Annotated in this window: 23 protein-coding genes; 15 read left to right on the top strand and 8 right to left on the bottom strand. The window is 70.6% G+C overall.

Going from position 1 to position 23,643, the window contains the following annotated elements; all coding sequences use genetic code 11:
- Nucleotides 1-195 precede the first annotated feature (195 nt).
- A complete protein-coding gene (locus tag HED23_RS05260; protein ID WP_238441848.1) occupies nucleotides 196-525 on the bottom strand; it encodes a TetR/AcrR family transcriptional regulator C-terminal domain-containing protein in 330 nt (109 codons plus the stop codon).
- On the opposite strand from HED23_RS05260, the gene HED23_RS34920 reads away from it, so the two are divergent.
- The 3 genes from HED23_RS34920 (at nucleotide 452) to HED23_RS05245 (ending at nucleotide 1,700) form a co-directional block, all read left to right on the top strand.
- Nucleotides 452-889, top strand: coding sequence for a hypothetical protein (locus HED23_RS34920; RefSeq protein ID WP_238441847.1), 438 nt, complete (start codon nucleotides 452-454; stop codon nucleotides 887-889). The genes HED23_RS05260 and HED23_RS34920 overlap by 74 nt on opposite strands.
- A gap of 285 nt (nucleotides 890-1,174) precedes the next feature.
- Nucleotides 1,175-1,444 carry a type II toxin-antitoxin system Phd/YefM family antitoxin gene (locus HED23_RS05250; RefSeq protein ID WP_203182255.1) on the top strand — a complete coding sequence of 90 codons (270 nt, stop codon included), beginning with the start codon at nucleotides 1,175-1,177 and terminating at the stop codon, nucleotides 1,442-1,444.
- A complete protein-coding gene (locus tag HED23_RS05245) occupies nucleotides 1,437-1,700 on the top strand; it encodes a type II toxin-antitoxin system RelE family toxin (protein WP_203182254.1) in 264 nt (87 codons plus the stop codon). The genes HED23_RS05250 and HED23_RS05245 overlap by 8 nt, the downstream gene beginning before the upstream one ends.
- A 133-nt stretch (nucleotides 1,701-1,833) precedes the next feature.
- Here the strand turns inward: HED23_RS05245 and ychF are convergent, their stop codons facing one another.
- On the bottom strand, nucleotides 1,834-2,922 hold the full coding sequence (ychF, locus tag HED23_RS05240) for a redox-regulated ATPase YchF (RefSeq protein ID WP_203182253.1): 1,089 nt from the start codon (nucleotides 2,920-2,922) through the stop codon (nucleotides 1,834-1,836).
- Nucleotides 2,923-3,151: 229 nt separating this feature from the next.
- Between ychF and HED23_RS05235 the strand changes: the two genes are divergently transcribed.
- The gene (locus HED23_RS05235) at nucleotides 3,152-3,757 is read left to right on the top strand and encodes a DUF6542 domain-containing protein (protein ID WP_203182252.1); all 606 of its coding nucleotides are present in this window, start codon (nucleotides 3,152-3,154) and stop codon (nucleotides 3,755-3,757) included.
- 3 nt (nucleotides 3,758-3,760) lie between these two features.
- Here HED23_RS05235 and ppgK read toward each other — a convergent pair whose 3' ends face one another.
- Together ppgK and HED23_RS05225 are read right to left on the bottom strand one after the other, a co-directional pair.
- The gene (gene ppgK / locus HED23_RS05230) at nucleotides 3,761-4,498 is read right to left on the bottom strand and encodes a polyphosphate--glucose phosphotransferase (protein WP_203182251.1); all 738 of its coding nucleotides are present in this window, start codon (nucleotides 4,496-4,498) and stop codon (nucleotides 3,761-3,763) included.
- 106 nt (nucleotides 4,499-4,604) lie between these two features.
- Nucleotides 4,605-5,591, bottom strand: coding sequence for a 4-hydroxy-3-methylbut-2-enyl diphosphate reductase (locus tag HED23_RS05225; protein WP_203182250.1), 987 nt, complete (start codon nucleotides 5,589-5,591; stop codon nucleotides 4,605-4,607).
- A 78-nt stretch (nucleotides 5,592-5,669) separates the two neighbouring features.
- On the opposite strand from HED23_RS05225, the gene HED23_RS05220 reads away from it, so the two are divergent.
- From HED23_RS05220 to HED23_RS05205, 4 genes are all read left to right on the top strand, one after another.
- Nucleotides 5,670-7,019 (top strand): APC family permease, encoded by a 1,350-nt coding sequence (locus HED23_RS05220; protein ID WP_203187366.1) that lies wholly within the window; start codon nucleotides 5,670-5,672, stop codon nucleotides 7,017-7,019.
- A 172-nt stretch (nucleotides 7,020-7,191) separates the two neighbouring features.
- Nucleotides 7,192-8,403, top strand: coding sequence for an exodeoxyribonuclease VII large subunit (xseA, locus tag HED23_RS05215; RefSeq protein WP_203182249.1), 1,212 nt, complete (start codon nucleotides 7,192-7,194; stop codon nucleotides 8,401-8,403).
- Nucleotides 8,404-8,443: 40 nt separating this feature from the next.
- Entirely contained in the window at nucleotides 8,444-8,713 is a 270-nt protein-coding gene (locus tag HED23_RS05210; RefSeq protein WP_203182248.1) for an exodeoxyribonuclease VII small subunit, read from the top strand.
- A 242-nt stretch (nucleotides 8,714-8,955) separates the two neighbouring features.
- The gene (locus HED23_RS05205) at nucleotides 8,956-9,546 is read left to right on the top strand and encodes a malonic semialdehyde reductase (RefSeq protein ID WP_203182247.1); all 591 of its coding nucleotides are present in this window, start codon (nucleotides 8,956-8,958) and stop codon (nucleotides 9,544-9,546) included.
- Nucleotides 9,547-9,646: 100 nt separating this feature from the next.
- Here the strand turns inward: HED23_RS05205 and HED23_RS05200 are convergent, their stop codons facing one another.
- Nucleotides 9,647-10,378: a DUF4245 domain-containing protein gene (locus HED23_RS05200; protein WP_274382997.1), complete on the bottom strand. Its 732-nt coding sequence runs from the start codon at nucleotides 10,376-10,378 to the stop codon at nucleotides 9,647-9,649.
- Nucleotides 10,379-10,468: 90 nt separating this feature from the next.
- Here HED23_RS05200 and glpX point away from each other — a divergent pair, with 90 nt between their 5' ends.
- Nucleotides 10,469-11,500: a class II fructose-bisphosphatase gene (glpX, locus tag HED23_RS05195; RefSeq protein WP_203182245.1), complete on the top strand. Its 1,032-nt coding sequence runs from the start codon at nucleotides 10,469-10,471 to the stop codon at nucleotides 11,498-11,500.
- Between the two features lie 65 nt (nucleotides 11,501-11,565).
- On the opposite strand, the gene HED23_RS05190 is transcribed toward glpX, so the two are convergent.
- Together HED23_RS05190 and HED23_RS05185 are read right to left on the bottom strand one after the other, a co-directional pair.
- Nucleotides 11,566-11,934 carry a WhiB family transcriptional regulator gene (locus HED23_RS05190; protein ID WP_203182244.1) on the bottom strand — a complete coding sequence of 123 codons (369 nt, stop codon included), beginning with the start codon at nucleotides 11,932-11,934 and terminating at the stop codon, nucleotides 11,566-11,568.
- 163 nt (nucleotides 11,935-12,097) lie between these two features.
- On the bottom strand, nucleotides 12,098-12,769 hold the full coding sequence (locus HED23_RS05185; protein WP_203182243.1) for a DUF1707 SHOCT-like domain-containing protein: 672 nt from the start codon (nucleotides 12,767-12,769) through the stop codon (nucleotides 12,098-12,100).
- 189 nt (nucleotides 12,770-12,958) lie between these two features.
- Here HED23_RS05185 and HED23_RS05180 point away from each other — a divergent pair, with 189 nt between their 5' ends.
- The 4 genes from HED23_RS05180 to HED23_RS05165 all read left to right on the top strand — a co-directional run bounded on the left by HED23_RS05180 (nucleotide 12,959) and on the right by HED23_RS05165 (nucleotide 19,389).
- Nucleotides 12,959-14,626, top strand: coding sequence for a fumarate hydratase (locus HED23_RS05180; protein WP_203182242.1), 1,668 nt, complete (start codon nucleotides 12,959-12,961; stop codon nucleotides 14,624-14,626).
- Between the two features lie 262 nt (nucleotides 14,627-14,888).
- The gene (locus tag HED23_RS05175) at nucleotides 14,889-16,292 is read left to right on the top strand and encodes a class II fumarate hydratase (RefSeq protein WP_203187365.1); all 1,404 of its coding nucleotides are present in this window, start codon (nucleotides 14,889-14,891) and stop codon (nucleotides 16,290-16,292) included.
- 44 nt (nucleotides 16,293-16,336) lie between these two features.
- Entirely contained in the window at nucleotides 16,337-17,056 is a 720-nt protein-coding gene (locus HED23_RS05170) for a DUF402 domain-containing protein (protein ID WP_203182241.1), read from the top strand.
- A gap of 380 nt (nucleotides 17,057-17,436) precedes the next feature.
- On the top strand, nucleotides 17,437-19,389 hold the full coding sequence (locus tag HED23_RS05165) for a SpoIIE family protein phosphatase (RefSeq protein WP_203182240.1): 1,953 nt from the start codon (nucleotides 17,437-17,439) through the stop codon (nucleotides 19,387-19,389).
- Nucleotides 19,390-19,700: 311 nt separating this feature from the next.
- Here HED23_RS05165 and HED23_RS05160 read toward each other — a convergent pair whose 3' ends face one another.
- The gene (locus tag HED23_RS05160) at nucleotides 19,701-21,929 is read right to left on the bottom strand and encodes a transglycosylase domain-containing protein (RefSeq protein ID WP_203182239.1); all 2,229 of its coding nucleotides are present in this window, start codon (nucleotides 21,927-21,929) and stop codon (nucleotides 19,701-19,703) included.
- Between the two features lie 221 nt (nucleotides 21,930-22,150).
- On the opposite strand from HED23_RS05160, the gene HED23_RS05155 reads away from it, so the two are divergent.
- On the top strand, nucleotides 22,151-23,122 hold the full coding sequence (locus HED23_RS05155) for an SPFH domain-containing protein (protein WP_203182238.1): 972 nt from the start codon (nucleotides 22,151-22,153) through the stop codon (nucleotides 23,120-23,122).
- Entirely contained in the window at nucleotides 23,119-23,406 is a 288-nt protein-coding gene (locus HED23_RS05150) for a hypothetical protein (protein ID WP_203182237.1), read from the top strand. The genes HED23_RS05155 and HED23_RS05150 overlap by 4 nt, the downstream gene beginning before the upstream one ends.
- Nucleotides 23,407-23,643: the final 237 nt, after the last annotated feature.

Below are 23,643 nucleotides of genomic sequence, written 5' to 3'. Positions count from 1 at the left end.
CGCGTGCGGAACCGGCCGTGAACCGGCCACGAGGGGCCCTGCCCGGGTGGGCCTGCCGGGCGGGGCCGGCCCCCGGGCCGAGGGGTCGTGCGACGCGGCCAGGAATCGGGCTCGTCCGGGTGGGCCCGTGCCTCGCTCGGCATCCCGTGCGCGGCAGCGGTCCGCGAGACCTGCCCTGAGGCGGGGTCGGGAATTTCATGCTGTGGCACGCCGCGCCAGGCCGTCCAGAAGGGCCTGGAGCCCGAATTCGAAGGTGTCGTCGGGTGCGGCGGTGTAGGCACTCGCGGCGGAGGTCCCCAGGCGGGCGCGCAGGCGTGGGTGGCGCATGGCGATCTCCCGGGCCTCGGCCATCGCGTCGTTCAACTGCTCCTCGGCTCCGGAGTGGCTCTCGTCGAGCCTCCGCGTGAGTGAGGAGGCGGCTGCGGCGCCTGCCGCGTTGCCGAGTACGTAGGTGAAGACCGCGGCCGCAGCTGTCGGGGAGCTGCGCCGCCAGGGCGTCCGCCCCCAGGTCCTGGGGGAGAACAAGCTCCGGTTCGACGCCGGCGGCCACGAGATGGCAGCCCCGGTGGCCGTCGCAGCGACGATGATCACCACCGCGGTGCTGAACTTCACCGGATCCGACCTGGCGCAACCGCTGACCTGGATCTTCTCCTCACTGGTCCTGCTGATGAACGCGGTCATCGTCCACAGCAACCTCACCGCGGTGCGGTCCGTAGAGGCCGCGTTCCGCCGCAAGGGCGATCCGGAGCTGGCACGCGTCGAGGTCGCACCCTTCCTCCAGGCGGCCGAGGACGCTTTTCCCGGCTGGGTCCGCGCCCAGACCTACCTGCGCAACACGGCCGTCTTCGGCGGATCCGCCATCGCCCTGGCCGCCGTCCCCCTGGCCTGACGGCAGTCCGGGAAACGACAAGGGGCCCGACCCCGAAGAGCCGGACCCCCTGGCCGCGTGTTCGCCAGATCAGCCACTGGTCACACGTCAGCGACTACACGTCGAAGCGGAACGCGTAGCAAAGGGCTGTGACCTGCACAAACGTCGGCTTCGAAGCACGCATCCAGCACCGATCCAGCACGGTGCGAGTTCATCCGGATCCAGCACGCGGAGCCGAAACGAAGGATGCCACCGCCGCTCCCACACCCGTTGTGTACACATGGGACACTCGGTACGCTTGAGCGCATGACACAGCCGCTGCCCATAGAGACCATCCGCGACGTGCGCGCGCACTTGGCGGAGGTCGTGGAGCGCGCCGACCGCGATGACGTACCCACCGTGATCACACGCCGCGGCAAGGAAGTCGCGGCCGTCGTCTCCATCGAGGTACTGCGCAAGTACCAGGAGTGGGAAGAGCGCGAGATCAATCGGATCATCGACGAGCGCATGGCCAACCCCGCACCCGGCATCCCGATCGAGGACATCATGAGGGAGACGCTGGCGCGCAGTGAGTGAGTACCGAACCGTCTTCCGCCCCGAGGCGCAGGATGAGCTTCGGAAGATCCCGCGCGAGACGGCGCTGCGCATCCTGGCCAAGCTGACCGAACTGGAAAGCGATCCGCTCGGCTTCAACACCACCGCACTCGTGTCCCAGCCGGATCGCCGGCGCCTACGGGTCGGCGACTACCGCATCGTCTACACGATCGACAACGGGGAACTGGTGGTCTGGGTCGTTCACGTGGGCCACCGGTCCACCGTCTACGACACCTGACCACCGCTGACCACACGTCAGAGCCTCCAGCACCCATCCAGCACGGGGACGACGAAGGGGTCGGGCTCGACAGAGCCCGCCCCCTTCTGACGTGTACGTTCGACTCAACACCTAACATGCGGTAAGCGCACGACTACACGTTGAAGCGGAACTCCACCACGTCGCCGTCCTGCATCACGTAGTCCTTGCCCTCCATGCGCGCCTTGCCCTTGGCGCGGGCCTCGGCCACCGAGCCGGTCTCGACGAGGTCCTCGAAGGAGACGATCTCCGCCTTGATGAAGCCCTTCTCGAAGTCGGTGTGGATCACACCGGCCGCCTCCGGGGCCGTGGCGCCCTTCTTGATCGTCCAGGCGCGGGCTTCCTTCGGGCCTGCCGTGAGGTAGGTCTGGAGGCCCAGGGTGTCGAAGCCGACGCGGCCGAGGGTGGCCAGGCCGGGCTCTTCCTGGCCCATGGACTGGAGCAGCTCGAGGGCCTCGTCGTCGTCGAGCTCGATCAGCTCGGACTCGATCTTGGCGTTGAGGAAGATGGCCTCCGCCGGGGCGACCAGGGTGCGCTGCTCGGCCTTGAAGTCCTCGTCGACCAGCTCGTCCTCGTCGACGTTGAACACGTACAGGAAGGGCTTCGTGGTGAGCAGGTGCAGCTCGTGGAGGAGCCTGCCCTTCTCGGTGCCGGCCGTGATGCCCTTGGAGAAGAGCGTGTCGCCCGCCTCGAGGATCTTCTGGGCCTCCTCGACGGCGGCCAGGACCGCGACCTTCTCCTTCTGGAGGCGGGACTCCTTCGTCAGGCGCGGGACGGCCTTCTCGACGGACTGGAGGTCGGCCAGGATCAGCTCGGTGTTGATCGTCTCGATGTCGTCCTTGGGCGAGACCTTGCCGTCGACATGGACGACGTTCTCGTCCTTGAAGGCACGGATGACCTGGCAGATCGCATCGGATTCGCGGATGTTCGCGAGGAACTTGTTGCCGAGGCCCTCGCCCTCGCTCGCGCCACGGACGATGCCCGCGATGTCGACGAAGTCGACTGTGGCGGGGAGCAGCTTCTGCGAGTTGAAGATCTCGGCGAGCTTGTTCAGGCGGGGGTCGGGGACGCCCACGACGCCGACGTTCGGCTCGATGGTGGCGAACGGGTAGTTGGCCGCCAGCACGTCGTTCTTGGTCAGGGCGTTGAACAGGGTCGACTTGCCGACATTCGGCAGGCCGACGATTCCGATCGTGAGCGACACTTTGGCGACTTCCTGGAGTGAGGAGAGGGGCTGTCCGGGCGGGCCGGGAGTGGACCGATTCTCCAGTTTACGGGCGGGGCCGGGCGGCCCGTCACGGGTGCGGAGGCGGAGGCCCGTCCGGGGCCGAACGGTCCTGTTTCGGCCGTGTGGGATCGAACGCAACGCCAAGGTCACCCAAAGCGCGTGTCCAACGCCCGAAAGAGTGCACCCGGCGACCTAGGTTGTCGGGGTGGAGCAGCACAGGACACGTACCCCGCAGCGCAGGCAGCCCTCGCAGGCCCAGCCCGCCCCTCCCGGTGGCCTCGGCGAGGTCACGGCCCCGGCCGCCTACCCGGTGTCGGTGGCGGTCGCGCCGGCGACGGGGCAGGGTTCCCGCCCGGGGGGCGGTGCCCCGCCCGTGGTGACGGCCCTGCGCAGATTCCCCAATCCTCGGCTGACCGGTATCGGCGCGGGACTCTTCGCGGCCCTGACGATGTTCCTCCTGGCCTGCGTGGACCGGCTCCTCCTCGGCGGCTCGGAGATCGTGTACGGGCTGCTCTTCCTGCCCGTCAGCGCCTTGACCGCCCTCTGGGTGAGGCCCGCCGACCTGGTGACCGCCCCGATCATCGTGCCCATCGCCTTCGCGGTCGGCGTGATCCCCGTCGCCGGGGGCACGGGCGGCTTCGGCGGACAGGCGATGGCCGTCGTGACCGCGCTCGCCGTCCATGCCGGCTGGCTGTACGGGGGCACGCTCGTCGCCGGTCTCATCGCCAGCGTGCGGAAGATCCGGCAGATGCGGGAGCGGCAGCGTCACCTGCTCCGGGCGGACCGGGCCGCCCGCCGCCCCCGCGCGTAGCTCCTACTTCCCGGCGGCCGCCATGGCCGCTCCGACGATGCCCGCGTTGTTCTGCAGTTCGGCCGGGATGATCTCGGCCCGTACGTGTTCGATGAGCGGCAGGAACTTCTCCGCCTTGCGGCTGACCCCGCCTCCGATGATGAAGAGCTCGGGCGAGAACAGCATCTCCACGTGGACCAGGTACTTCTGCACCCGGTGCGCCCAGTGGTGCCAGCTCAGGTCCTCGTCCTCCTTGGCCTTCGTGGAGGCGCGCTTCTCCGCGTCGTGGCCGTGCAGCTCCAGGTGGCCGAGCTCGGTGTTGGGGACCAGCTGCCCGTCGGTGAAGACCGCGCTCCCGATGCCCGTACCGAGGGTCAGCATGATCACCGTGCCCTTGCGGTCGCGGCCCGCGCCGAAGGTCATCTCGGCGACGCCGGCCGCGTCGGCGTCGTTGAGGATCGTGACGGGCTGCCCGATGCGCTCGCTGAGCAGCGCCCGGGCGTCCGTGTCGATCCAGCCCTTGTCCACGTTGGCCGCGGTCCTGGTGATGCCGCCGGTGACGACTCCGGGGAACGTGATGCCGACCGGTCCCTGCCAGTCGAAATGGCCGACGACCTCGGCCACACCGTCGGCCACGCTGCTGGGCGTGGCCGGGTGGGGTGTCAGTACCTTGTGGCGCTCCTGCGCCAGCTCTCCGCGGTCCAGGTCCACGGGCGCACCCTTGATCCCTGAACCGCCGATGTCCACACCGAAGATCTCCATGTCACCCACGGTACGGGCAGGTGGCGCGGATCACTCCCCGGAGGTGGGATCCGACGGGTGTGCCCGGGTCACCCGCCGGAGAGCGGGCGCACCGGGCACGCGCGGGTCACTCTGAGAGCGCCGCGGCCTCCGCACGCAGGTCGCGCCGGAGTTCCTTGGGCAGCGAGAAGGTGATCGACTCGTCCGCGGTCTTCACCGTCTCCACGTCCGCGTAACCCCGCTCGCCCAGCCACTCCAGCACGCCGTCGACCAGGACGTCCGGCACCGACGCCCCCGAGGTCAGTCCGACCGTGGTGACGCCCTCCAGCCACGCCTCGTCGATCTCGTCGGCGAAGTCCACCAGGTGGGCGGCGGGCGCGCCCGCGTCCAGGGCGACCTCGACCATGCGGATCGAGTTGGAGGAGTTCTTCGAGCCGACGACGATGACCAGTTCGGCGTCCTCGGCCAGCTTCTTCACCGCGACCTGGCGGTTCTGCGTGGCGTAGCAGATGTCGTCGCTCGGCGGGGAGAGCAGGTTCGGGAACTTCTGCTTGAGCGCGCCGACGGTCTCCATCGTCTCGTCGACGGACAGCGTGGTCTGGGAGAGCCAGACGACCTTCGACTCGTCGCGGACCTCGACGTTGGCCACGTCTTCGGGGCCGTCGACCAGCGTGATGTGGTCGGGGGCCTCACCGCTCGTGCCGATGACTTCCTCGTGGCCCTCGTGGCCGATCAGGAGGATGTCGTAGTCCTCCTTGGCGTAGCGGACGGCTTCCTTGTGCACCTTGGTGACCAGCGGGCAGGTCGCGTCGATGGTGGCGAGCTTGCGCTCGGCGGCCTCCGCGTGGACGGTCGGGGCGACTCCGTGCGCGGAGAACATCACGATGGAGCCCTCGGGCACCTCCGCGGTCACGTCGACGAAGATCGCGCCCTTCTTCTCGAGCGTCTGCACGACGTACTTGTTGTGCACGATCTCGTGACGGACGTAGATCGGCGCACCGTACTGTTCCAGGGCCTTCTCGACGGCGATCACGGCGCGGTCCACGCCCGCGCAGTAGCCACGGGGCGCGGCGAGCAGGACACGGCGGGCAGGAGTTGCAGTCATGCGTCCCATCGTAAGGCCGTACCGAACAGGCGCCGGGACAGCGGGGTCGCGAGACTGATGCGTACGCAATCAAGCGACGGAGGCTTCATGGCGGGCAGCGGCAGCAGTACGGCAGAGGGAAAGCTGCGTCGCACACTGGGGTTCCGTGACCTGGTGGTCTACGGGCTGCTGTTCATCGCGCCCATGGCCCCGGTCGGGGTGTTCGGCACGCTGGACGCCAAGTCCGACGGCGCGGTGGCGCTGGTGTATCTCGTGGCGACCGTGGTGATGGCCTTCACCGCGTTCAGTTACGCCCAGATGGTCCATGTCGCGCCGCTCGCCGGATCGGTCTTCGCCTACGCCCGGAAGGGGCTGGGGGAAGGGCCCGGGTTCATCGCCGGCTGGATGGCGATGCTCGACTACCTGCTCATCCCCGCGGTCGCCTATCTCTTCTCCGGGATCGCGATGAACGCGCTGGTCCCCGAGGTGTCCCGATGGGTGTGGACGGCGATCGCGGTCGTCGTGACGACCTTGCTCAACCTCTGGGGCGTACGTGCGGCGGCCCGGGTGGGCTTCGCGGTGCTCGCCATGGAGATCGTGGTGCTGCTGGTGTTCGTGGTGTCGGCGGTGGTGGTGCTGGCCCGGGACGGGGCACAGCGTGGCTGGCTGACTCCGCTCACCGGGGACTCCGGGTTCTCGATGACCGCGGTGATGGGGGCGGTGTCCGTCGCCGTGCTGTCCTATCTGGGCTTCGACGCGATCGCGTCGTTCGCGGAGGAGGTGACGGGGGGATCGGCGAAGGTGGCGCGGGCGGTGCTGTTCTGTCTGGTGCTCGCCGGCGCCCTGTTCGTCGCCCAGTCGTATCTGGCGGCACTCCTCGAACCGGTGAGCTCGGCGGAGCTGGCCGCGGATCCGGTGAAGCAGGGGTCCGCGTTCTACGACGCGGTGGACGCCTCGGTCGGGACCTGGCTGCACGATCTGGTGGCCGTCAGCAAGGCGATCGGTGCCGCGTTCGCGGCGCTGGCGGGGCAGGCGGCGGCCGGCCGGCTGGTGTTCGCGATGGCCCGGGAGCGGCGGCTCCCCTCTTTCCTGTCGCAGGTCGACACCAGGTCAGGGGTCCCGCGCGTGGCGATCATGGGCGCCGCCGTGGTGACCCTGGTGGCGGCGGTGTGGGCGGCCCGGCGCGACGACGGGCTCGACCACCTGGTGTCCGTGGTGGACGTCGGCGCGCTCACGGCGTTCGTGCTGCTGCACGCGTCGGTGGTGGGCTGGTTCGCGGTACGCCGGATGGAGGGCCCGCCGAGCTGGTGGCGCCATGTGCTGATGCCGGTGGTGGGTGCGGCCGTCCTGGTCGCGGTGATCCTGGAGGCCACGACGAGCGCCCAGCTGGTGGGGCTGTGCTGGCTGGGGATCGGGCTGGTGGTGCTCGCCGTGCAGTGGGGGCGGCGGGCGGCCTAGGGGTACGCGGAGTCCCGTCGTGGACCCGGCGTCACGGGCCGGACGGAACTCCGGGGGCGACGCACCGGAGTCTTCCGGCCGGCCGCAGGACCAGGGCCTTCCGGCCGGCGGGGCCCGGCACGGTCCGGCCGGAAGGCCCTGGTTGTCGGCTCCGGCCGATACGCTCGCCCGTATGGCTCTCACTACGTCCCCGGAAGCCCCGCTGCCCGTCGGCGACGTGTCACGGCTGATCGGCGGCTGGATCGACCGGCTCGGCGCGGTCTGGGTCGAGGGGCAGATCACCCAGCTGTCGCGCCGGCCCGGCGCCGGAGTGGTGTTCCTGACGCTGCGTGACCCGTCCCACGACATCTCGGTGAGCGTGACCTGCTTCCGGCAGGTGTTCGACCGGATCGCCGATGTGGTGACGGAGGGCGCGCGGGTGGTCGTCCTCGCCAAGCCGGAGTGGTACGCCCCGCGCGGGCAGCTGTCACTGCGGGCCACGGAGATACGGCCGGTGGGCATCGGAGAGCTGCTGGTGCGGCTGGAGCAGCTGAAGAAGTCACTGGCCGCCGAGGGGCTTTTCGCGCTGGACCGGAAGAAGCCGCTCCCCTTCCTGCCGCAGCTGATCGGTCTGGTTTCCGGGCGGGCGTCGGCGGCGGAGCGCGATGTGCTGGAGAACGCCAGGCGTCGCTGGCCCGCCGTGCGCTTCGAGGTGCGCAACACCGCGGTGCAGGGTGTGCACGCCGTGAACCAGGTGGTGCAGGCCGTGCAGGAGCTGGACGGCCTGCCGGAGGTCGACGTGATCGTCATCGCCCGCGGCGGCGGCAGTGTCGAGGACCTTCTGCCGTTCTCCGACGAGGCGCTGATCCGGGCGGTGGCCGCGTGCCGTACGCCGGTGGTCTCCGCCATCGGGCACGAGCCGGACTCCCCCCTGCTGGACCTGGTGGCCGATCTGCGGGCGTCGACTCCGACGGACGCCGCGAAGAAGGTGGTGCCGGACGTGGGCGAGGAGCTCGACCGTGTCCAGCAGCTCCGGGACCGCGCGCTGCGGACCGTGCGGGGGCTCATCGACCGGGAGGAGCGGGGGCTGGCGCACGCGCTCGGCAGGTCCTCCATGGAGCGGCCGCAGCGGATGGTGGACGAGCGGGAGGCGGAGATCGACGCGCTGGCCGGGCGGAGCCGCAGGGTGCTCGGGCATCTGCTGGACCGCGCCGACTCGGAGCTGGCGCACACCCGGGCCCGGGTCGTGGCGCTGTCGCCCGCGGCGACGCTGGAGCGGGGATACGCGGTGCTGCAGCGACCGGACGGCCATGTGGTGCGCTCCCCGGCGGACGCGGGGGCGCCGGGTGAGGAGCTGCGGGCGCGGGTCTCCGAGGGTGAGTTCACCGTGAGGGTCGCGGAGTGAGGGGCCGGGGTTGTCGGAGCCCGCGCATAGGGTGGGCCGCATGACGGACGACGGGACGACGGACGACGGGACGACGACGGCTGCCGCGACGGGCACGCTCGGGTACGAGCAGGCGCGGGACGAGCTGATCGAGGTCGTACGCCGCCTGGAGGCGGGCGGCACGACTCTGGAGGAGTCGCTGGCCCTGTGGGAGCGCGGCGAGGAACTGGCGAAGGTGTGCCGACGCTGGCTGGAGGGTGCGCGGGCCCGGCTGGACGCGGCCCTGGCGCGCCCGGAGGAGCTCTCCGACGCGGGCGGCGGCACGGACTGACGCGTGCACGGACGCGCTACGGGTGTGCAGGTGTGCCGAGATGTGCCTGTGTGCCGGGGGTGGCTGTGTGCCGAGATGTGTCCGTGCGCCGGGGTGTGCCTGTGCACCGGAGTACTGCCTGTGCGCACAGGCGTGCCTGTGCGCTGGATCACTCCCTGCGCGATTTAGTTGAACTTTAATCTATTCTTCCGCTACGGTGATCGCACCGCTTGACCCGTACCGTCCGGAAGGTAACGCTCCAGATGTCCCTCGTTCTTGACCCCGCCGCCCAGGACCTCCTCTTCCGCGAGGCCCGCACTGCCAACACGTTCACCGACGAGCCGGTGACCGACGAGCAGGTCCAGGCGATCTACGACCTGGTCAAGTACGGCCCCACCGCCTTCAACCAGTCGCCGCTGCGCGTCGTCCTGGTCCGCACGCCGGAGGCCCGCGAGCGTCTCGTCAAGCACATGGCCGAGGGCAACCGCCCGAAGACCTCGACCGCCCCGCTGGTCGCGCTCCTCGTCGCGGACCACGAGTTCCACGAGGAACTCCCCGCACTCCTGCCGCACTTCCCGCAGGCCAAGGACGCGTTCTTCTCCGAGCGCCCGGTCCGCGAGCAGTCCGCCGCGCTGAACGCCGGACTGCAGGCCGCCTACTTCATCATCGGCGTCCGCGCCGCCGGCCTGGCCGCCGGCCCGATGACCGGCTACGACGCCGCGGGCATCGAGAAGGAGTTCCTGGACAGCGACCACAAGCTGCTCATGGCCGTCAACATCGGCAAGCCGGGCGAGGACGCCTGGTTCCCGCGTCTGCCGCGCCTGTCCTACGACGAGGTCGTCACGACGGTCTGATCTCCCCCTGGCCCCCTCCCGGGACCAGCGGAAAAGCCCCGCAGCGCCGAGCGCTGCGGGGCTTTCGCGATTCCTCACGGCCCGGAAGGCCTCCCGGCGGTCAGGCGGCGGGGGCCTCGGAGGCGGGGGTGCCTGCGGAGGGAGTCACGGCGGGGGTGCCCGCGGAGGGGGTCGCGGCGGGGGTGCCCGCGGAGGGGGTCGCGGCGGGGGTGCCTGCGGAGGGAGTCGCGGCGGGGGTGCCGGCGGAGGGGGTCGCGGCGGGGGCCGTCTTCAGCGCGCCGGCCATCTCCGCCAGCCGGTCCGCCGGGGCCGAGCCGGTGACCACCGTCGTCACGCCCTCGGCGTGCAGCACCAAAGCGTCGTACTTCGGGCCCTCCCAGACCTCCCAGACCCGGCCCGACACCTCACGCGTACGCCCGGTGTTCTCGGCGTCCTGGCTGACCTGGGGGACGTACTTCTTCGCCGGGGTCGTCGACTGTTCCACGGCCACGTACCTGTCGTCCGGGTCGAGGTAGCCGAGGTGCCAGCCGGCGCCGTTGTGCCCCTCGTACGAGACGGAGGTCGGCTTCCAGCCTTCCGCGAGGCCGGCGGGGGCCGCCACCGGGTACGGTGCGGCGCGACGCGCCGTCGCGAGCTCGACCCGGTAGTCGACCGCCTTGATCGGGTCCGCCTTGTCGTCGTGCGGAATGAAGATGTAGACGACGCCCGCCACTGCGGTGATCACGAGCATCGACAGGATCATGTCCCGGACGGTCTGCTTGCCTCGCTTGCTTGCCACGGACTCAATGGTGGCATGCGCCCCAAGGGGCCCGACCATCGGGCACCCGCTCATAAGTGACCCGGTCTGCTCATTTTATCGACCTACCGATAGAGTCACAGCACCCTCTTTTCCGGTCGTCGTCGTACAGAAAGGTGCGCTCCGATGTCCGAGCATCATCTGCCGTCCCAGCTCGAGGTCTCCCCGGAGGCCCCCGACCGCAACCTGGCCCTGGAGCTGGTGCGGGTGACCGAGGCCGCCGCCATGGCCGCCGGGCGCTGGGTCGGCCGCGGCGACAAGATCGGCGCCGACGGCGCCGCCGTGAAAGCCATGCGTACGCTCGTCTCCACGGTGTCGATGAACGGCATCGTCGTCATCGGTGAGGGCGAGAAGGACGAAGCCCCCATGCTGTTCAACGGCGAGCGCGTCGGCGACGGCACCGGAGCCGAGGTCGACATCGCCGTCGACCCGATCGACGGCACCACGCTCAATGCCAAGGGCATGCCCAACGCGATCGCCGTGCTGGCCGCCGCCGACCGTGGTGCGATGTTCGACCCGTCCGCCGTCTTCTACATGGACAAGCTGGTCACCGGCCCGGAGGCCGCCGACTTCGTCGACATCAACGCACCCGTGTCCGTGAACATCCGACGCGTCGCGAGGGCCAAGAGCTCGACGCCCGAGGACGTCACCGTCGTCATCCTGGACCGGCCCCGGCACGAAGGCGTCGTCAAGGAGATCCGGGAGACCGGCGCCCGCATCAAGTTCATCTCCGACGGCGACGTCGCCGGGTCGATCATGGCGGCCCGCGAGGGCACCGGCGTCGACCTGCTCATGGGCATCGGCGGCACCCCCGAGGGCATCATCTCGGCCTGCGCCATAAAGTGCCTCGGCGGTGTCATCCAGGGCAAGCTCTGGCCCAAGGACGAGGCCGAGCGGCAGCGTGCGCTGGACGCCGGCCACGACCTGGACCGCGTCCTGTCGACGGACGACCTCGTCAGCGGGGACAACGTGTTCTTCGTCGCCACCGGGATCACCGACGGCGAACTCCTGCGCGGTGTGCGGTACCGCGCGGAGACGGCGACCACGGAGTCCCTGGTGATGCGGTCCAAGTCGGGCACGATCCGCAGGATCGACTCGACGCACCGGCTCTCGAAGCTGCGCGCCTACAGCGCGATCGACTTCGACCGCGCCAAGTAGCCCGGACGGTACGGATGTGGGGGCCGTCCCGGCGGGGCGGCCCCCACATCCGTACCGTCCGGGAATCAGCCCGCTGCGGCTATGCGCCCCGTCGGGGCCGCCTTGAGCTCGATGTCGCGCCTCCGGCGCCGGGCGAGCACCACACGGCGTTCGGCGGCGGTGAGGCCGCCCCACACCCCGTAGGGCTCGGGCTGTATGAGCGCGTGCTCCCGGCACTCCACCATGACCGGACACCTCGCACAGACCTGTTTCGCGGCTTCCTCACGGGACAGCCGGGCAGCAGTCGGCTCCTTCGACGGGGCGAAGAACAGCCCGGCTTCGTCCCGGCGGCACACCGCCTCCGAGTGCCAGGGCCCCGCCTGATCCTCCCGCGCGGGTGCGCGCTGGGACGGTACGGCGGCGACCTGCAGGGGCTGATGCGGCATGTGCAGCACGGTCCACTCCTGACGACGGCTTGGGCTTCGTGAGCGAGAGGCGATGCAGCTCTCCCTACCCGCTGTACGCACGCCTATGCACTGAGTGGCGCCGCCGCCAGGCCGTCGCGATCACACCGCTTGGCCGAATGGCCTGAATTAGCGGTGTCCCAGCCACCCGGCCTCAGTGACCGAGGTGCTTGCGCAACTGCCGGTGCAGATTGGCAATGAGCTTGCCACGCTTGGGCTTTGCCTCGACGCTCCCGCATACGGAATAGCCGTTCACGACGACCACCGGTGCCTCCGGGTCCACGGATTCCAGTGTGTCGACCTCGAAATTGCCGAAAATGCCTGTTCCGCTGCCGCGCAGGGAGATGTTCTCGGGAACCTTGACCTCGACACTGCCGAAGATGGACGTCGCGTTGATGACCGTCAGACGCTGGCCGAACAGCGCCTCGGTCAGGTCGATCTCGACGCTCCCGAAGAGCGCGAAGGCGTTCGTGCGGCCGCCGACCCGCCAACGGCCCTTGCGGGTGGAGCTGCTGAAGACCGCGACGAGGTTCTCGGCGGGTCCGCCCGTCCCCTCCGGGCCGTAGGAGTAGGGCGAGGCGGTCTGCCGAGCGGCGCCGTCCGGTGCCGGCAGGTCCTGGACCAGCGGCTCGAGCTCACCGACGGTCTTGGCCCGGTAGACCAGGTCGACCCGCTCGGCGTGCTCATCGGCGGTCAGCCGGCCCTCGGCCATGGCCTCCCGCAGGATGTCCGCGATCCGGTCACGGTCCGCGTCGGAGGCGCGGATTCCGGCGGGCGCGGGACCGGCCGGAGCGACGGGCTGCTGAGGCTGCTTCTCGAGGTCCACCGGACCAGCCTACCCAGACGCGATAGATCGCGACCAGTGCCTCACCGGCCTTGCTCGGAATCCGGCCGCCGGATCAAGCGGTCCGGGTGAGCCTTACCTCACAGGTTCACCGCGCCCCGAGGGTCCTACCCTGGTGGATGCGCTGCCCGAGGGAGGTCAGCCGCTGTCACCGAGTGAGGAATGGCCGTAATGCCAGAGTTTGCGTACTCCGATCTGCTCCCCCTGGGAGAGGACACCACGCCGTACCGGCTGGTGACAGCCGAGGGCGTCTCGACCTTCGAGGCCGACGGCCGTACGTTCCTCAAGGTGGCTCCGGAGGCCCTGCGCACCCTCGCGGCCGAGGCCATGCACGACATCTCGCACTACCTGCGGCCCGCCCACCTGGCGCAGCTGCGCCGCATCGTGGACGACCCCGAGGCCTCGTCCAACGACAAGTTCGTCGCGCTGGACCTCCTGAAGAACGCGAACATCGCCGCCGCGGGTGTCCTGCCCATGTGCCAGGACACCGGTACGGCGATCGTCATGGGCAAGCGCGGCCAGAACGTGCTCACCGAGGGCGGTGACGAGGAGGCCCTGTCGCACGGCATCTTCGACGCGTACACGAAGCTGAACCTGCGCTACTCGCAGATGGCCCCGCTGACCATGTGGGACGAGAAGAACACCGGCTCGAACCTCCCGGCCCAGATCGAGCTGTACGCGACGGACGGCGGCGCCTACAAGTTCCTCTTCATGGCGAAGGGCGGCGGCTCGGCCAACAAGTCCTTCCTCTACCAGGAGACCAAGGCGGTCCTCAACGAGGCCTCCATGATGAAGTTCCTGGAGGAGAAGATCCGTTCGCTGGGCACTGCGGCCTGCCCGCCCTACCACCTGGCGATCGTCGTCGGCGGTACGTCGGCCGAATTCGCGCTGAAGACCGCGAAGTACGCCTCCGCCCACTACCTGGACGAGCTGCCCTCCGAGGGCTCCCCCACCGGCCACGGCTTCCGGGACGAGGACCTGGAGCAGAAGGTCTTCGAGCTGACGCAGAAGATCGGCATCGGCGCCCAGTTCGGCGGCAAGTACTTCTGCCACGACGTCCGGGTCGTCCGCCTCCCCAGGCACGGCGCCTCGCTGCCCGTCGCGATCGCCGTGTCCTGCTCCGCCGACCGCCAGGCGACCGCCAGGATCACCGCCGAGGGCGTGTTCCTGGAGCAGCTGGAGAAGGACCCGGCGCGTTTCCTCCCGGACACCACCGACGAGCACCTGGACGAGTCCGGTGACGTCGTGCGGATCGACCTCAACCGGCCGATGGACGAGATCCTGGCCGAGCTGACCAAGTACCCGGTGAAGACCCGGCTCTCGCTGACCGGCCCGCTGGTCGTGGCGCGCGACATCGCGCACGCCAAGATCAAGGAGCGGCTCGACGCGGGCGAGGAGATGCCGCAGTACCTCAAGGACCACCCGGTGTACTACGCCGGCCCGGCGAAGACCCCCGAGGGTTATGCGTCCGGTTCCTTCGGCCCGACGACCGCCGGCCGCATGGACAGCTACGTCGCGCAGTTCCAGGCGGCGGGCGGCTCCAAGGTGATGCTCGCCAAGGGCAACAGGTCCAAGCAGGTCACGGACGCGTGCGACGCGCACGGCGGCTTCTACCTCGGCTCGATCGGCGGCCCCGCCGCACGCCTGGCGCAGGACTGCATCAAGAAGGTCGAGGTCGTCGAGTACGAGGAGCTCGGCATGGAGGCGGTCTGGCGGATCGAGGTCGAGGACTTCCCCGCGTTCGTCGTGGTCGACGACAAGGGCAACGACTTCTTCACCGAGCCCGCCCCGGCGCCGACCTTCACCAGCATCCCGGTCCGCGGCCCCGGCCTCGGCTGACCGCACGCACACGGAGGGGCGCACCGGCCACCGCTGCGCCCCTCCGGCATGTCCGGGGTACCCAAAGGCATGTCCGGGGTGCCCTCCGGCATGTGTGCGGTGCACTCCGGCACGTGCGGCGTGCAGGGGGCCCGGCGGGCCGGGGCGGGTGGACGCGTGAACGTCGTCGCGGTGCGTGATCCGTCGCGCGGTCCGGGGCAGGAGTAGCGGGGGAATACGGCGGGCGCGGACCGCGCTCGCTCCAGCAGGAGGTATGAACACCATGGGCGAACCGGCCGAGGACACGCAGTACCGCGTCGAGCACGACTCGATGGGCGAGGTGAAGGTACCCGCGCACGCCAAGTGGCGTGCGCAGACGCAGCGCGCGGTGGAGAACTTCCCCATCTCCGGACAACGTCTGGAGCGGGCCCACATCGAGGCCCTGGCCCGGATCAAGGCCGCCGCGGCCAAGGTCAACGCCGAGCTGAAGGTGCTGGATCCGGACATCGCGGACGCGATCCAGGAGGCCGCCGCCGAGGTGGCGGCGGGGCGCTGGGACGAGCACTTCCCCGTCGACGTGTTCCAGACAGGTTCCGGCACGTCGTCCAACATGAACACCAACGAGGTCGTGGCCACGCTCGCCACCGAGCGTCTCGGGCGCGAGGTGCACCCCAACGACCACGTCAACGCCTCCCAGTCGTCCAACGACGTGTTCCCGTCGTCCATCCACATCGCCGCGACCGCGGCCGTCACCGCCGACCTGATCCCCGCCCTCGAACACCTGGCCGCGTCCCTGGAGCGGAAATCGGCCGAATTCGCGGAGGTCGTGAAGTCGGGCCGTACGCATCTGATGGACGCCACCCCCGTCACGCTGGGCCAGGAGTTCGGCGGCTACGCGGCACAGATCCGCCATGGCGTCGAGCGTCTGCACTCCTCGCTCCCCCGCCTCGCCGAACTCCCCCTGGGCGGTACGGCGGTGGGCACCGGGATCAATACCCCGCCCGGCTTCTCCGCCGCGGTGATCGCCGAGGTCGCCCGCACGACCGGCCTCCCGCTCACCGAGGCCCGCGACCACTTCGAGGCGCAGGGCGCCAGGGACGGACTCGTCGAGGCGTCGGGCCAGCTCCGTACCGTCGCCGTGTCGCTCACCAAGATCTCCAACGACCTGCGCTGGATGGCCTCCGGTCCCCGCACCGGGCTCGCCGAGATCACTCTTCCCGACCTCCAGCCCGGGTCGTCGATCATGCCGGGCAAGGTGAATCCGGTCATTCCGGAGGCCGTGCTGATGGTCGCGGCCCAGGTGACGGGCAACGACGCCACGGTCGCCGCCGCCGGAGCCGCAGGCAACTTCGAGCTCAACGTGATGCTTCCGGTGATCGCGAAGAACCTGCTGGAGTCGGTGCGGCTGCTCGGCAACGCCTCACGGCTGCTGGCCGACCGCACGGTCGACGGCATCACGGCCGACGTGGAGCGGGCCCGGCGGTACGCGGAGTCCTCGCCCTCGGTCGTGACCCCGCTGAACAAGTACATCGGCTACGAGGAGGCGGCGAAGGTCGCCAAGAAGTCCCTGGCCGACGGCACGACGATCCGGGAGACCGTGCTGGCTGGAGGATACGTCGAGCGCGGCGACCTGACGTCCGAACAGCTCGACGAGGCCCTGGACGTGTTGCGTATGACCCGGCCTTGACGCGTAAGGCGCCGCGACGGCGGGTGCGTCCCTAAGATCTCTTCATGACAGCGACGGAAGCGGGTACGGGATCAGGCACCGGGGCAGGTGCGGGGGACGACGTGCGCTGGTCACCGGGGGACCCGATCCTCTGGCGCTACCGGGCCAACGAAAGGCCCGGCGAAGGCGACGGCCGAGCGGTGCACATCTGCCGACCGGTCACCGTCGTCCAGGACACCGACGAGCTGCTGGCGGTGTGGATGGCATCCGGCACCGAGTGCATGCGGCCGGTGCTCGCCGACGGCACCCAGGTGCACGCCGAGCCGCTCGCCACCCGCTACACGCGCCCCCGCACGACCGTGCGTTCCAGGTGGTTCGGCTCGGGCGTCCTGAAGCTCGCCCGCCCGGGCGACCCCTGGTCGGTCTGGCTGTTCTGGGACCGCGGATGGCTCTTCCGCAACTGGTACGTCAACCTCGAGGAGCCGCGCTCACGCTGGGCCGGCGGGATCGATTCGCAGGACCATTTCCTCGACATCTCGGTGCGTCCCGACCACAGCTGGGAGTGGCTCGACGAGGACGAGTTCGCGCAGGCGCAGCGGGTCGGGCTGATGGACGTGGCCACCGCCCGGCGGGTACGCGAGGCAGGGCTCGCGGCCGTCGAGGTGATCGAGCGCTGGGGGGCGCCGTTCAGCGACGGCTGGGAGCACTGGCGCCCCGACCCCCGGTGGCAGGTCCCCCCGCTCCCCGATGACTGGGACCGCGCCCCCGCCCGCACGCCGTCGTGAGACCCTTGATGCACCCCAGGGGGGCGAACGTAGGATCGCTCCCCGTGAACCGCTGCGCCGGACCGGTGTTCCACAACCGGCGTGACCGGCCAAGGGTCTGACCACCAGTCACCGCATGCGTCGCACGAGTCACACGGTCCACGGAGCCGGGTGGAAGTGCGGTCGCACGAACCACTACGAGGGGGTGGGGACGTGCTCGCTGCCTGCTGCCCGGCCACAGGAGGACCCCGTACCGGTCACCCTGGCGGCCGTACGGTTTCGGCCCCTTTTCCGAGGGCATCCGGTGACAGCCGTTGTTCTCACCGCTCTTGCCGGGGCACAGTGGCGCCCCACGAGGTGATTGCCTCATACAACCGGCCCGGACGGACGGAATCCCACGCGTGACGGAGCACCCCACCTCCCACGAAGGCCGGCAGCCCCTCGCCGCCCGGCAGCAGGAACGCGCCCGGCCCCGGCAGCAGGAGGCCCCACCGAGCCCTGCCACCGCCTCGATCCCCGGCCCCTCCCCGGTGCCGGCCACGGCGAAGGGCCCGGTGCCCGATGCCGTACCGAATCCGGTGCCGGGTCCCGGCACGGCCTCCGACGCGGCCGGGCCGGCCGCCGACACCCAGACGGTCACCCGGCGCGAGGGGGACCGGCTGCGTTTCGTCGGCGCGGCGACCCGCCGGATCGCGCGGGGCATAGACCTGGACGAGATCGTGCTCGGTCTCTGCCGTGCCAGTGTGCCCACGTTCTCCGACGCCATACTCGTCTACCTCCGCGACCCGCTCCCGGTGGGTGACGAACGGCCCGTCAACCCCTTCGTGCTGCGGCTGCGGCGTACCGACCGACTGCGGCTGGCCGACGAGGAGAGCGAGAGCGGACCGGAGGGCGAGCGGCTGCGGCTGCCCGTCACCGACCCCCAGGCCGGGCTGCTGCCCGCCGCGGACCTGTGCGAGATCCAGGCGGGCGGGGCGCTCGCCGAGGTGCTGCGCGGGGTGCGGCCGGTCTTCGGTGACTCCGCGGCGGCACGTGTCGCCCTGCCCGAGCTCCTGGGGGCCGGGCGGACCGTCCCGACCGGGCACCGCGCGATCCTGGCCCCGCTGCGCGGCCGTCGCCGGGTGATCGGTGCCGCCGTCTTCCTCCGCGGCACGGACCGTCCCCCGTTCGAGGCCAACGACCTGCTGGTCGCGGCCCAGCTGGCCACGCACACCGCGCTCGGCATCGACAAGGCCGTGCTGTACGGCCGTGAGGCGTACATCGCCGACGAGCTCCAGCGCACGATGCTGCCGGACTCGCTGCCCCAGCCCACGGGCGTACGCCTGGCCTCGCGCTACCTCCCGGCCGCCGAGACGGCCCGGGTCGGCGGTGACTGGTACGACGCGATCCCGCTCCCCGGCAGCAGGGTCGCCCTGGTCGTCGGTGACGTGATGGGGCACTCCATGACGTCGGCGGCGATCATGGGCCAGCTGCGCACCACCGCGCAGACCCTGGCCGGCCTGGACCTGCCTCCGCAGGAGGTCCTGCACCATCTGGACGAGCAGGCGCAGCGGCTGGGCAGCGACCGCATGGCGACCTGCCTGTACGCGGTGTACGACCCCGTCGCCCACCGCATCACCATCGCCAACGCCGGCCATCCGCCGCCCGTGCTGCTCCACCTGGGCGGCCGGGCCGAGGTGCTGCGGGTGCCACCGGGTGCGCCGATCGGGGTCGGAGGGGTCGATTTCGAGGCCGTCGAGCTGGACGCCCCTGCGGGGGCGACGCTGCTGCTGTACACGGACGGCCTCGTGGAGTCCCGGATGCGGGACGTCTGGACCGGTATCGAGATCCTGCGGGAGCGGCTCGCCGCCACCGCCCAGCTGACCGGTCCGGACCACTCGCCGCCGCTGGAGGCGCTGTGCGACGACGTGCTGGACATGCTCGGCCCCGGCGACCGTGACGACGACATCGCCCTGCTGGCCGCAAGGTTCGACGGGATCGCGCCGAGCGATGTCGCCTACTGGTTCCTGGAGCCGGAGGACGCGGCACCCGGGCGGGCCCGCAGGCTCGCCCGCAGGGCCCTGAGCCGGTGGGGTCTGGACGACCTGTCGGACGAGGTGGAGCTGCTGGTCAGCGAGGTGGTGACCAATGCCGTGCGCTATGCGGAGCGGCCGGTGACACTGCGGTTGCTGCGTACGGACATCCTGCGCTGCGAGGTCGGCGACGACTCGCCGCAGCTGCCCCGGCAGCGGCGTGCCCGGGAGACGGACGAGGGCGGACGAGGGCTGTTCCTGGTCAACCGGCTGGCCAGGCGGTGGGGGGCGACCCGGCTGTCGACGGGCAAGGTGGTCTGGTTCGAGATGGCCACTCCCTGAGGGCCGGGATTCCCACCTGGGGATTCGTCCTGTCCCCACCGGTTTCACGTGTTGCCGACCTCCCGTCGGCGGAGTCGACTTCAGTCGTGAACGAAGCGACCTGACCGATACCCCCCACCCGACGGGAGGACGCTCCTGACCGAGGAAGCCCAGAAGCTTCCGTACACCACGAACAACGCCGGCGTCCCGGTGGAGAGCGACGAAGACTCGCTCACCGTCGGATCAGACGGGCCGGTACTGCTCCAGGGGACCAGGCTGACGCCGGACACGGCTGAGGGGCGGGTGCCCGCACCCGCCCCTCAGCCGTGTCGCTACTGCCCCGGCAGGCTGTCGCTGCCCGGCCGCTCGCCCGGCGGCCAGTCCTCTTCCTCGGGGTCCTCCGTGGTGCTGGGCGTCACACTCGGCGTCACGGAGGGGGTCCCGCTGGGCGTCTCGGCCGGCGGCGTCTCCTCACCGGGCGTCTCGCTCGGCGTGGCGGAGGGCGTCTCGGGCTCCTCGGACGGGGTCCGGGACGGCTCCGGGGTCTCCGACGGAGTGGCCGACGGGGTCTCGGTCACCGTCGTCTCACCGCGCTCGACCCCCTCCAGGTCGAAGGTGGCGTTCGATCCTCCCCCGAGTGCGCCCAGGGTGTAGTCCGCCCAGATCCTCGCGGGGAACCCGCCGCCGTTGGCCCGGCCGGAGTTGGCGGTGCCGGTGAGGCTGACCTGGCCGCCGCCGTCCTTGGTGGACTCGCCGAAGAGGGCCACGGCCGTCGTGAGCTCCGGGGTGTAGGCCGTGAACCACGCGGCCTTGTTGTCCTCGGCGGTACCCGTCTTGCCCGCGGCGTCGTACGCGGCGGTGTCGGCCTCCCGGCCGGAGCCGACGTCGACGACCTCGGTGAGCGCCTTCGTCACGGTGTCGGCGGACGCCCGGCTGATCACCTGGCCGCCCACACCGTCGACGGGCTCCATGGTGCGGTCGCGGTGCACGGCGGACTTGACGATGGTGGGGGTGACCTTCTTGCCGTGGTTGTCGAGCGTGGCGTACACCCCGGCCATGTCCCACGTCGAGGCGTTCATGGTGCCCAGGGTCAGCGAGGGCGTCGCGGGGAAGTTCTTGTCCGGTACCCCCATGGCCAGCGCGGTCTTCTTCACGGCGGCGGGGGTGACGTCCACGACCATCTGCGCGAAGACGGAGTTGATGGACTTGTCCATCGCCGTCGCGACGGTCGGGTCGTCGTAGCTGATGTCGTCCTCGTTCTGCGGGTCGAACGGGATGTCGCTGCCCACCACGGGGCGCCTGCTGGTCCCGTCGTAGACCGTGTTCAGACCGATCAGGTCGCCGTCCTGGGTGGTCGCCCCGTTCTCCAGCGCGGAGGCGAGCACCAGCGGCTTGAAGGTGGAGGCCGGCTGGTAGTCCTGGCGGGTGGCGTTGGATATGTAGTGCTCGGTGGCCCCGACACCGCCGTACAGCGCGACGACCTTTCCGGTCTTCGGGTCCACCGAGGTGGCACCGGCCTGGACGGTCGCGTCGACCTTGCTGTTCTTACGGTCGAGCTGGTCCTCGAGCCGGCGGTCGACCGACTTCTCCAGCTGCTTCTGCTTCTTCTTGTCGATGTTGAGGGTGATCGTCCAGCCACCGGCGTCCAGCATCTCGTCGGTGACGCCCTGCCGCTTCATCTCGTCGTTCGCGGCCTCGACGAGGTAGCCGGTCTGGCCCTCCATGCCCGGCGCAGCCCTGGGCTGGTCGGGGACGGGGAACGTCATCCTGTCCCGCTCGGCCCGGTCGAGCCAGCCCTCGTCGACCATGTTGTTCAGCGTGTAGGCCCAGCGCTCCTTGACCAGCTTCTTGCCGGCCGGCGAGGCGTTCGCCCAGTCGTACTGGCTGGGGGCCTGGAGCAGGGCGGCGAGATAGGCGCCCTGGGAGGTGTCGAGATCCTTGGCGTCGACGCCGTAGTAGGCCTGCGCCGCCGCCTGGATACCGCTCGCACCACGTCCGTAGTAGACCGTGTTGAGGTACCCCGCGAGGATGTCGTCCTTGCTGGTGCGCTGGTCGACCTTGAGCGAGATCACCAGCTCCTTGAGCTTGCGGGTGACCGTCTGGTCCTGCGTGAGGTAGTAGTTCTTCACGTACTGCTGGGTGATCGTGGAGCCACCCTGCTTGCCCTTGCCGGAGACCGTGTTGATCAGGCCGCGCGCGGTGCCCTTGAGGTCGACGCCCTGGTCCCGGTAGAAGGACTTGTTCTCGGCTGCGACGAAGGCGTGCTGGACGCTCTTCGGCACGACGCCGAGGTCGACGATCTCGCGGTTGACCTCGGAGTTGCTTCGGGCCAGGAGCGTGCCGTCGCTGTACTTGTAGACGTTGCTCTGCTTCTGGGCCTGGGCGTTCGCCTCGGGCACGTCGACGTACACGTAGAGGGCCGCGAAGGCGCCCATCACGAGCAGGCAGAGCCCGAAGAACGTGCCAAGAATCTTGCGCCAGGTGAAGAGCCGGCGTATGCCGCCGCTCCTGGCCCGGCGGGGTTCGCGCCCCTGGGCTCGCCGCGCATCCGCTCGACCCATCGCTTGGTGCTCCTGTTCTTCTGCTCGTACCGCTCCGGTCAGACCTGCCAGCTAACACTGAAAGCCCGGACAAAAGGCAGGCGATCCTGTCTTTTCCGGACGTGAGAATCAGCACCCGGCTCCTATGGAACCGACTCCCGAAGGGTGCGCAGGGTTGCGAAACGCGTTAATGTGTAATCACATTGCTAGCGCGGCGCTATGCCGTAGGAAACGGGGGACCCATGTCCGCACCGCACGACCTTCCCGGCCCCGCAGGATCCACCGCCGACCTGACGCCGGACGCTCCCGAGATGCCCGCACCCCAGGTCAGGGAGACGACCGCCCATTCGATCCCCGGCGGGCTCGGGCTCCTGCTGACCGTCCTCGGGGTGCTCCTCGGTGTGGCCCTGGCCATCGTCGGCGGCGTACTCGGCTCCGACGGGCACAACGGCGTGGGCGTCCCGCTCCTCATCCTCGGCCTGCTCCTGACCATCGCCTCGTTCTTCTGCATGAGCGGTGTGAAGATGGTCGCTCCGGGCGAGGCCCGGGTCATCCAGCTCTTCGGCCGCTACGTGGGCACGATCCGCGCGGACGGGCTGCGCTGGATCAACCCGCTGACCTCCAGTCGCAAGATCTCCACCCGGGTCCGCAACCACGAGACGGCCGTACTGAAGGTCAACGACGCCTACGGCAACCCGATCGAGCTCGCCGCGATCGTCGTCTGGAAGGTCGAGGACACCGCGCAGGCACTCTTCGAGGTCGACGACTTCCTGGAGTTCGTCGCCACCCAGACCGAGGCGGCAGTCCGGCACATCGCGATCGAGTACCCGTACGACGCGCACGAGGAGGGCGGCCTCTCCCTGCGGGGCAACGCCGAGGAGATCACCGAGAAGCTCGCCGTCGAGCTCACCGCCCGGGTCCAGGCGGCCGGCGTGCTCATCATCGAGTCCCGCTTCAGCCACCTCGCGTACGCGCCCGAGATCGCCTCCGCGATGCTCCAGCGGCAGCAGGCCGGTGCGGTCGTCGCCGCCCGTCAGCAGATCGTCGAGGGCGCGGTGGGCATGGTCGAGATGGCCCTGACCCGGATCGCGGAGCAGGACATCGTCGAGCTCGACTCCGAGCGCAAGGCGGCCATGGTCAGCAATCTGATGGTGGTGCTGTGCGGTGACCGTGCGGCGCAGCCGGTCCTGAACACGGGCACGCTCTACCAGTGACCGACGACGCGGCCCCTCCCCCCGGCCGGACGCCCCGGCGCGGCCCCGCCCGCAAGCAGATGCTGCTGCGGCTGGATCCCGCGGTGCACGACGCGCTGGCCCGGTGGGCCTCGGACGAACTGCGCAGCGCGAACGCCCAGATCGAGTTCCTGCTGCGGCGGGCACTGGCGGAGGCGGGGCGCCTCCCAGGGGGCGCGGCCCCGATCCCCCGCCGCGGCCGGCCCCCGAAGGCAGAACCCCCGGAGCCACCCGCACCCTCGGAGCCACCCGCACCCACGGAGTGACCCGCGCCCGGGGCGGGGGCGCGCCGCCGACCGGGGGCGGGCCCGCACGACGACCGTGGGCGGCCGGGGCGCGCAGGGGCCGGGGCGCGCAGGGGCCGGGGCGCGCAGGGGCCGGGGCGCGCAGGGGCCGGGGCGCGCAGGGGCCGGGGCGCGCAGGGGCCGGGGCGCGCAGGGGCCGGGGCGCGCAGGGGCCGGGGCGCGTCCCCCGGCCGAGGACGGGCCGGGGGACGCAGACCG

It is taken from the genome of Streptomyces pratensis (assembly GCF_016804005.1).
GTDB classification, from domain to species: Bacteria; Actinomycetota; Actinomycetes; order Streptomycetales; family Streptomycetaceae; genus Streptomyces; species Streptomyces pratensis_A.
The sequence above is the reverse complement of the archived record's forward strand: the minus strand, read 5'-3'. Positions and strand labels throughout refer to the sequence as shown.

Excerpts from the sequence above, each read along its gene's own strand:
- HED23_RS05200 (WP_274382997.1), bottom strand. The coding sequence starts at position 10,378 with ATGAGCGGGTGCCCGATGGTCGGGCCCCTTGGGGCGCATGCCACCATT.
- HED23_RS05155 (WP_203182238.1), top strand. The coding sequence starts at position 22,151 with ATGTCCGCACCGCACGACCTTCCCGGCCCCGCAGGATCCACCGCCGAC.
- HED23_RS05170 (WP_203182241.1), top strand. The coding sequence starts at position 16,337 with ATGACAGCGACGGAAGCGGGTACGGGATCAGGCACCGGGGCAGGTGCG.
- HED23_RS05205 (WP_203182247.1), top strand. The coding sequence starts at position 8,956 with ATGTCCCTCGTTCTTGACCCCGCCGCCCAGGACCTCCTCTTCCGCGAG.
- ppgK (WP_203182251.1), bottom strand. The coding sequence starts at position 4,498 with ATGGAGATCTTCGGTGTGGACATCGGCGGTTCAGGGATCAAGGGTGCG.
- HED23_RS05225 (WP_203182250.1), bottom strand. The coding sequence starts at position 5,591 with ATGGGACGCATGACTGCAACTCCTGCCCGCCGTGTCCTGCTCGCCGCG.
- glpX (WP_203182245.1), top strand. The coding sequence starts at position 10,469 with ATGTCCGAGCATCATCTGCCGTCCCAGCTCGAGGTCTCCCCGGAGGCC.
- HED23_RS05220 (WP_203187366.1), top strand. The coding sequence starts at position 5,670 with ATGGCGGGCAGCGGCAGCAGTACGGCAGAGGGAAAGCTGCGTCGCACA.
- HED23_RS05175 (WP_203187365.1), top strand. The coding sequence starts at position 14,889 with ATGGGCGAACCGGCCGAGGACACGCAGTACCGCGTCGAGCACGACTCG.
- HED23_RS05250 (WP_203182255.1), top strand. The coding sequence starts at position 1,175 with ATGACACAGCCGCTGCCCATAGAGACCATCCGCGACGTGCGCGCGCAC.
- HED23_RS05210 (WP_203182248.1), top strand. The coding sequence starts at position 8,444 with ATGACGGACGACGGGACGACGGACGACGGGACGACGACGGCTGCCGCG.
- HED23_RS05180 (WP_203182242.1), top strand. The coding sequence starts at position 12,959 with ATGCCAGAGTTTGCGTACTCCGATCTGCTCCCCCTGGGAGAGGACACC.
- xseA (WP_203182249.1), top strand. The coding sequence starts at position 7,192 with ATGGCTCTCACTACGTCCCCGGAAGCCCCGCTGCCCGTCGGCGACGTG.
- HED23_RS05160 (WP_203182239.1), bottom strand. The coding sequence starts at position 21,929 with ATGGGTCGAGCGGATGCGCGGCGAGCCCAGGGGCGCGAACCCCGCCGG.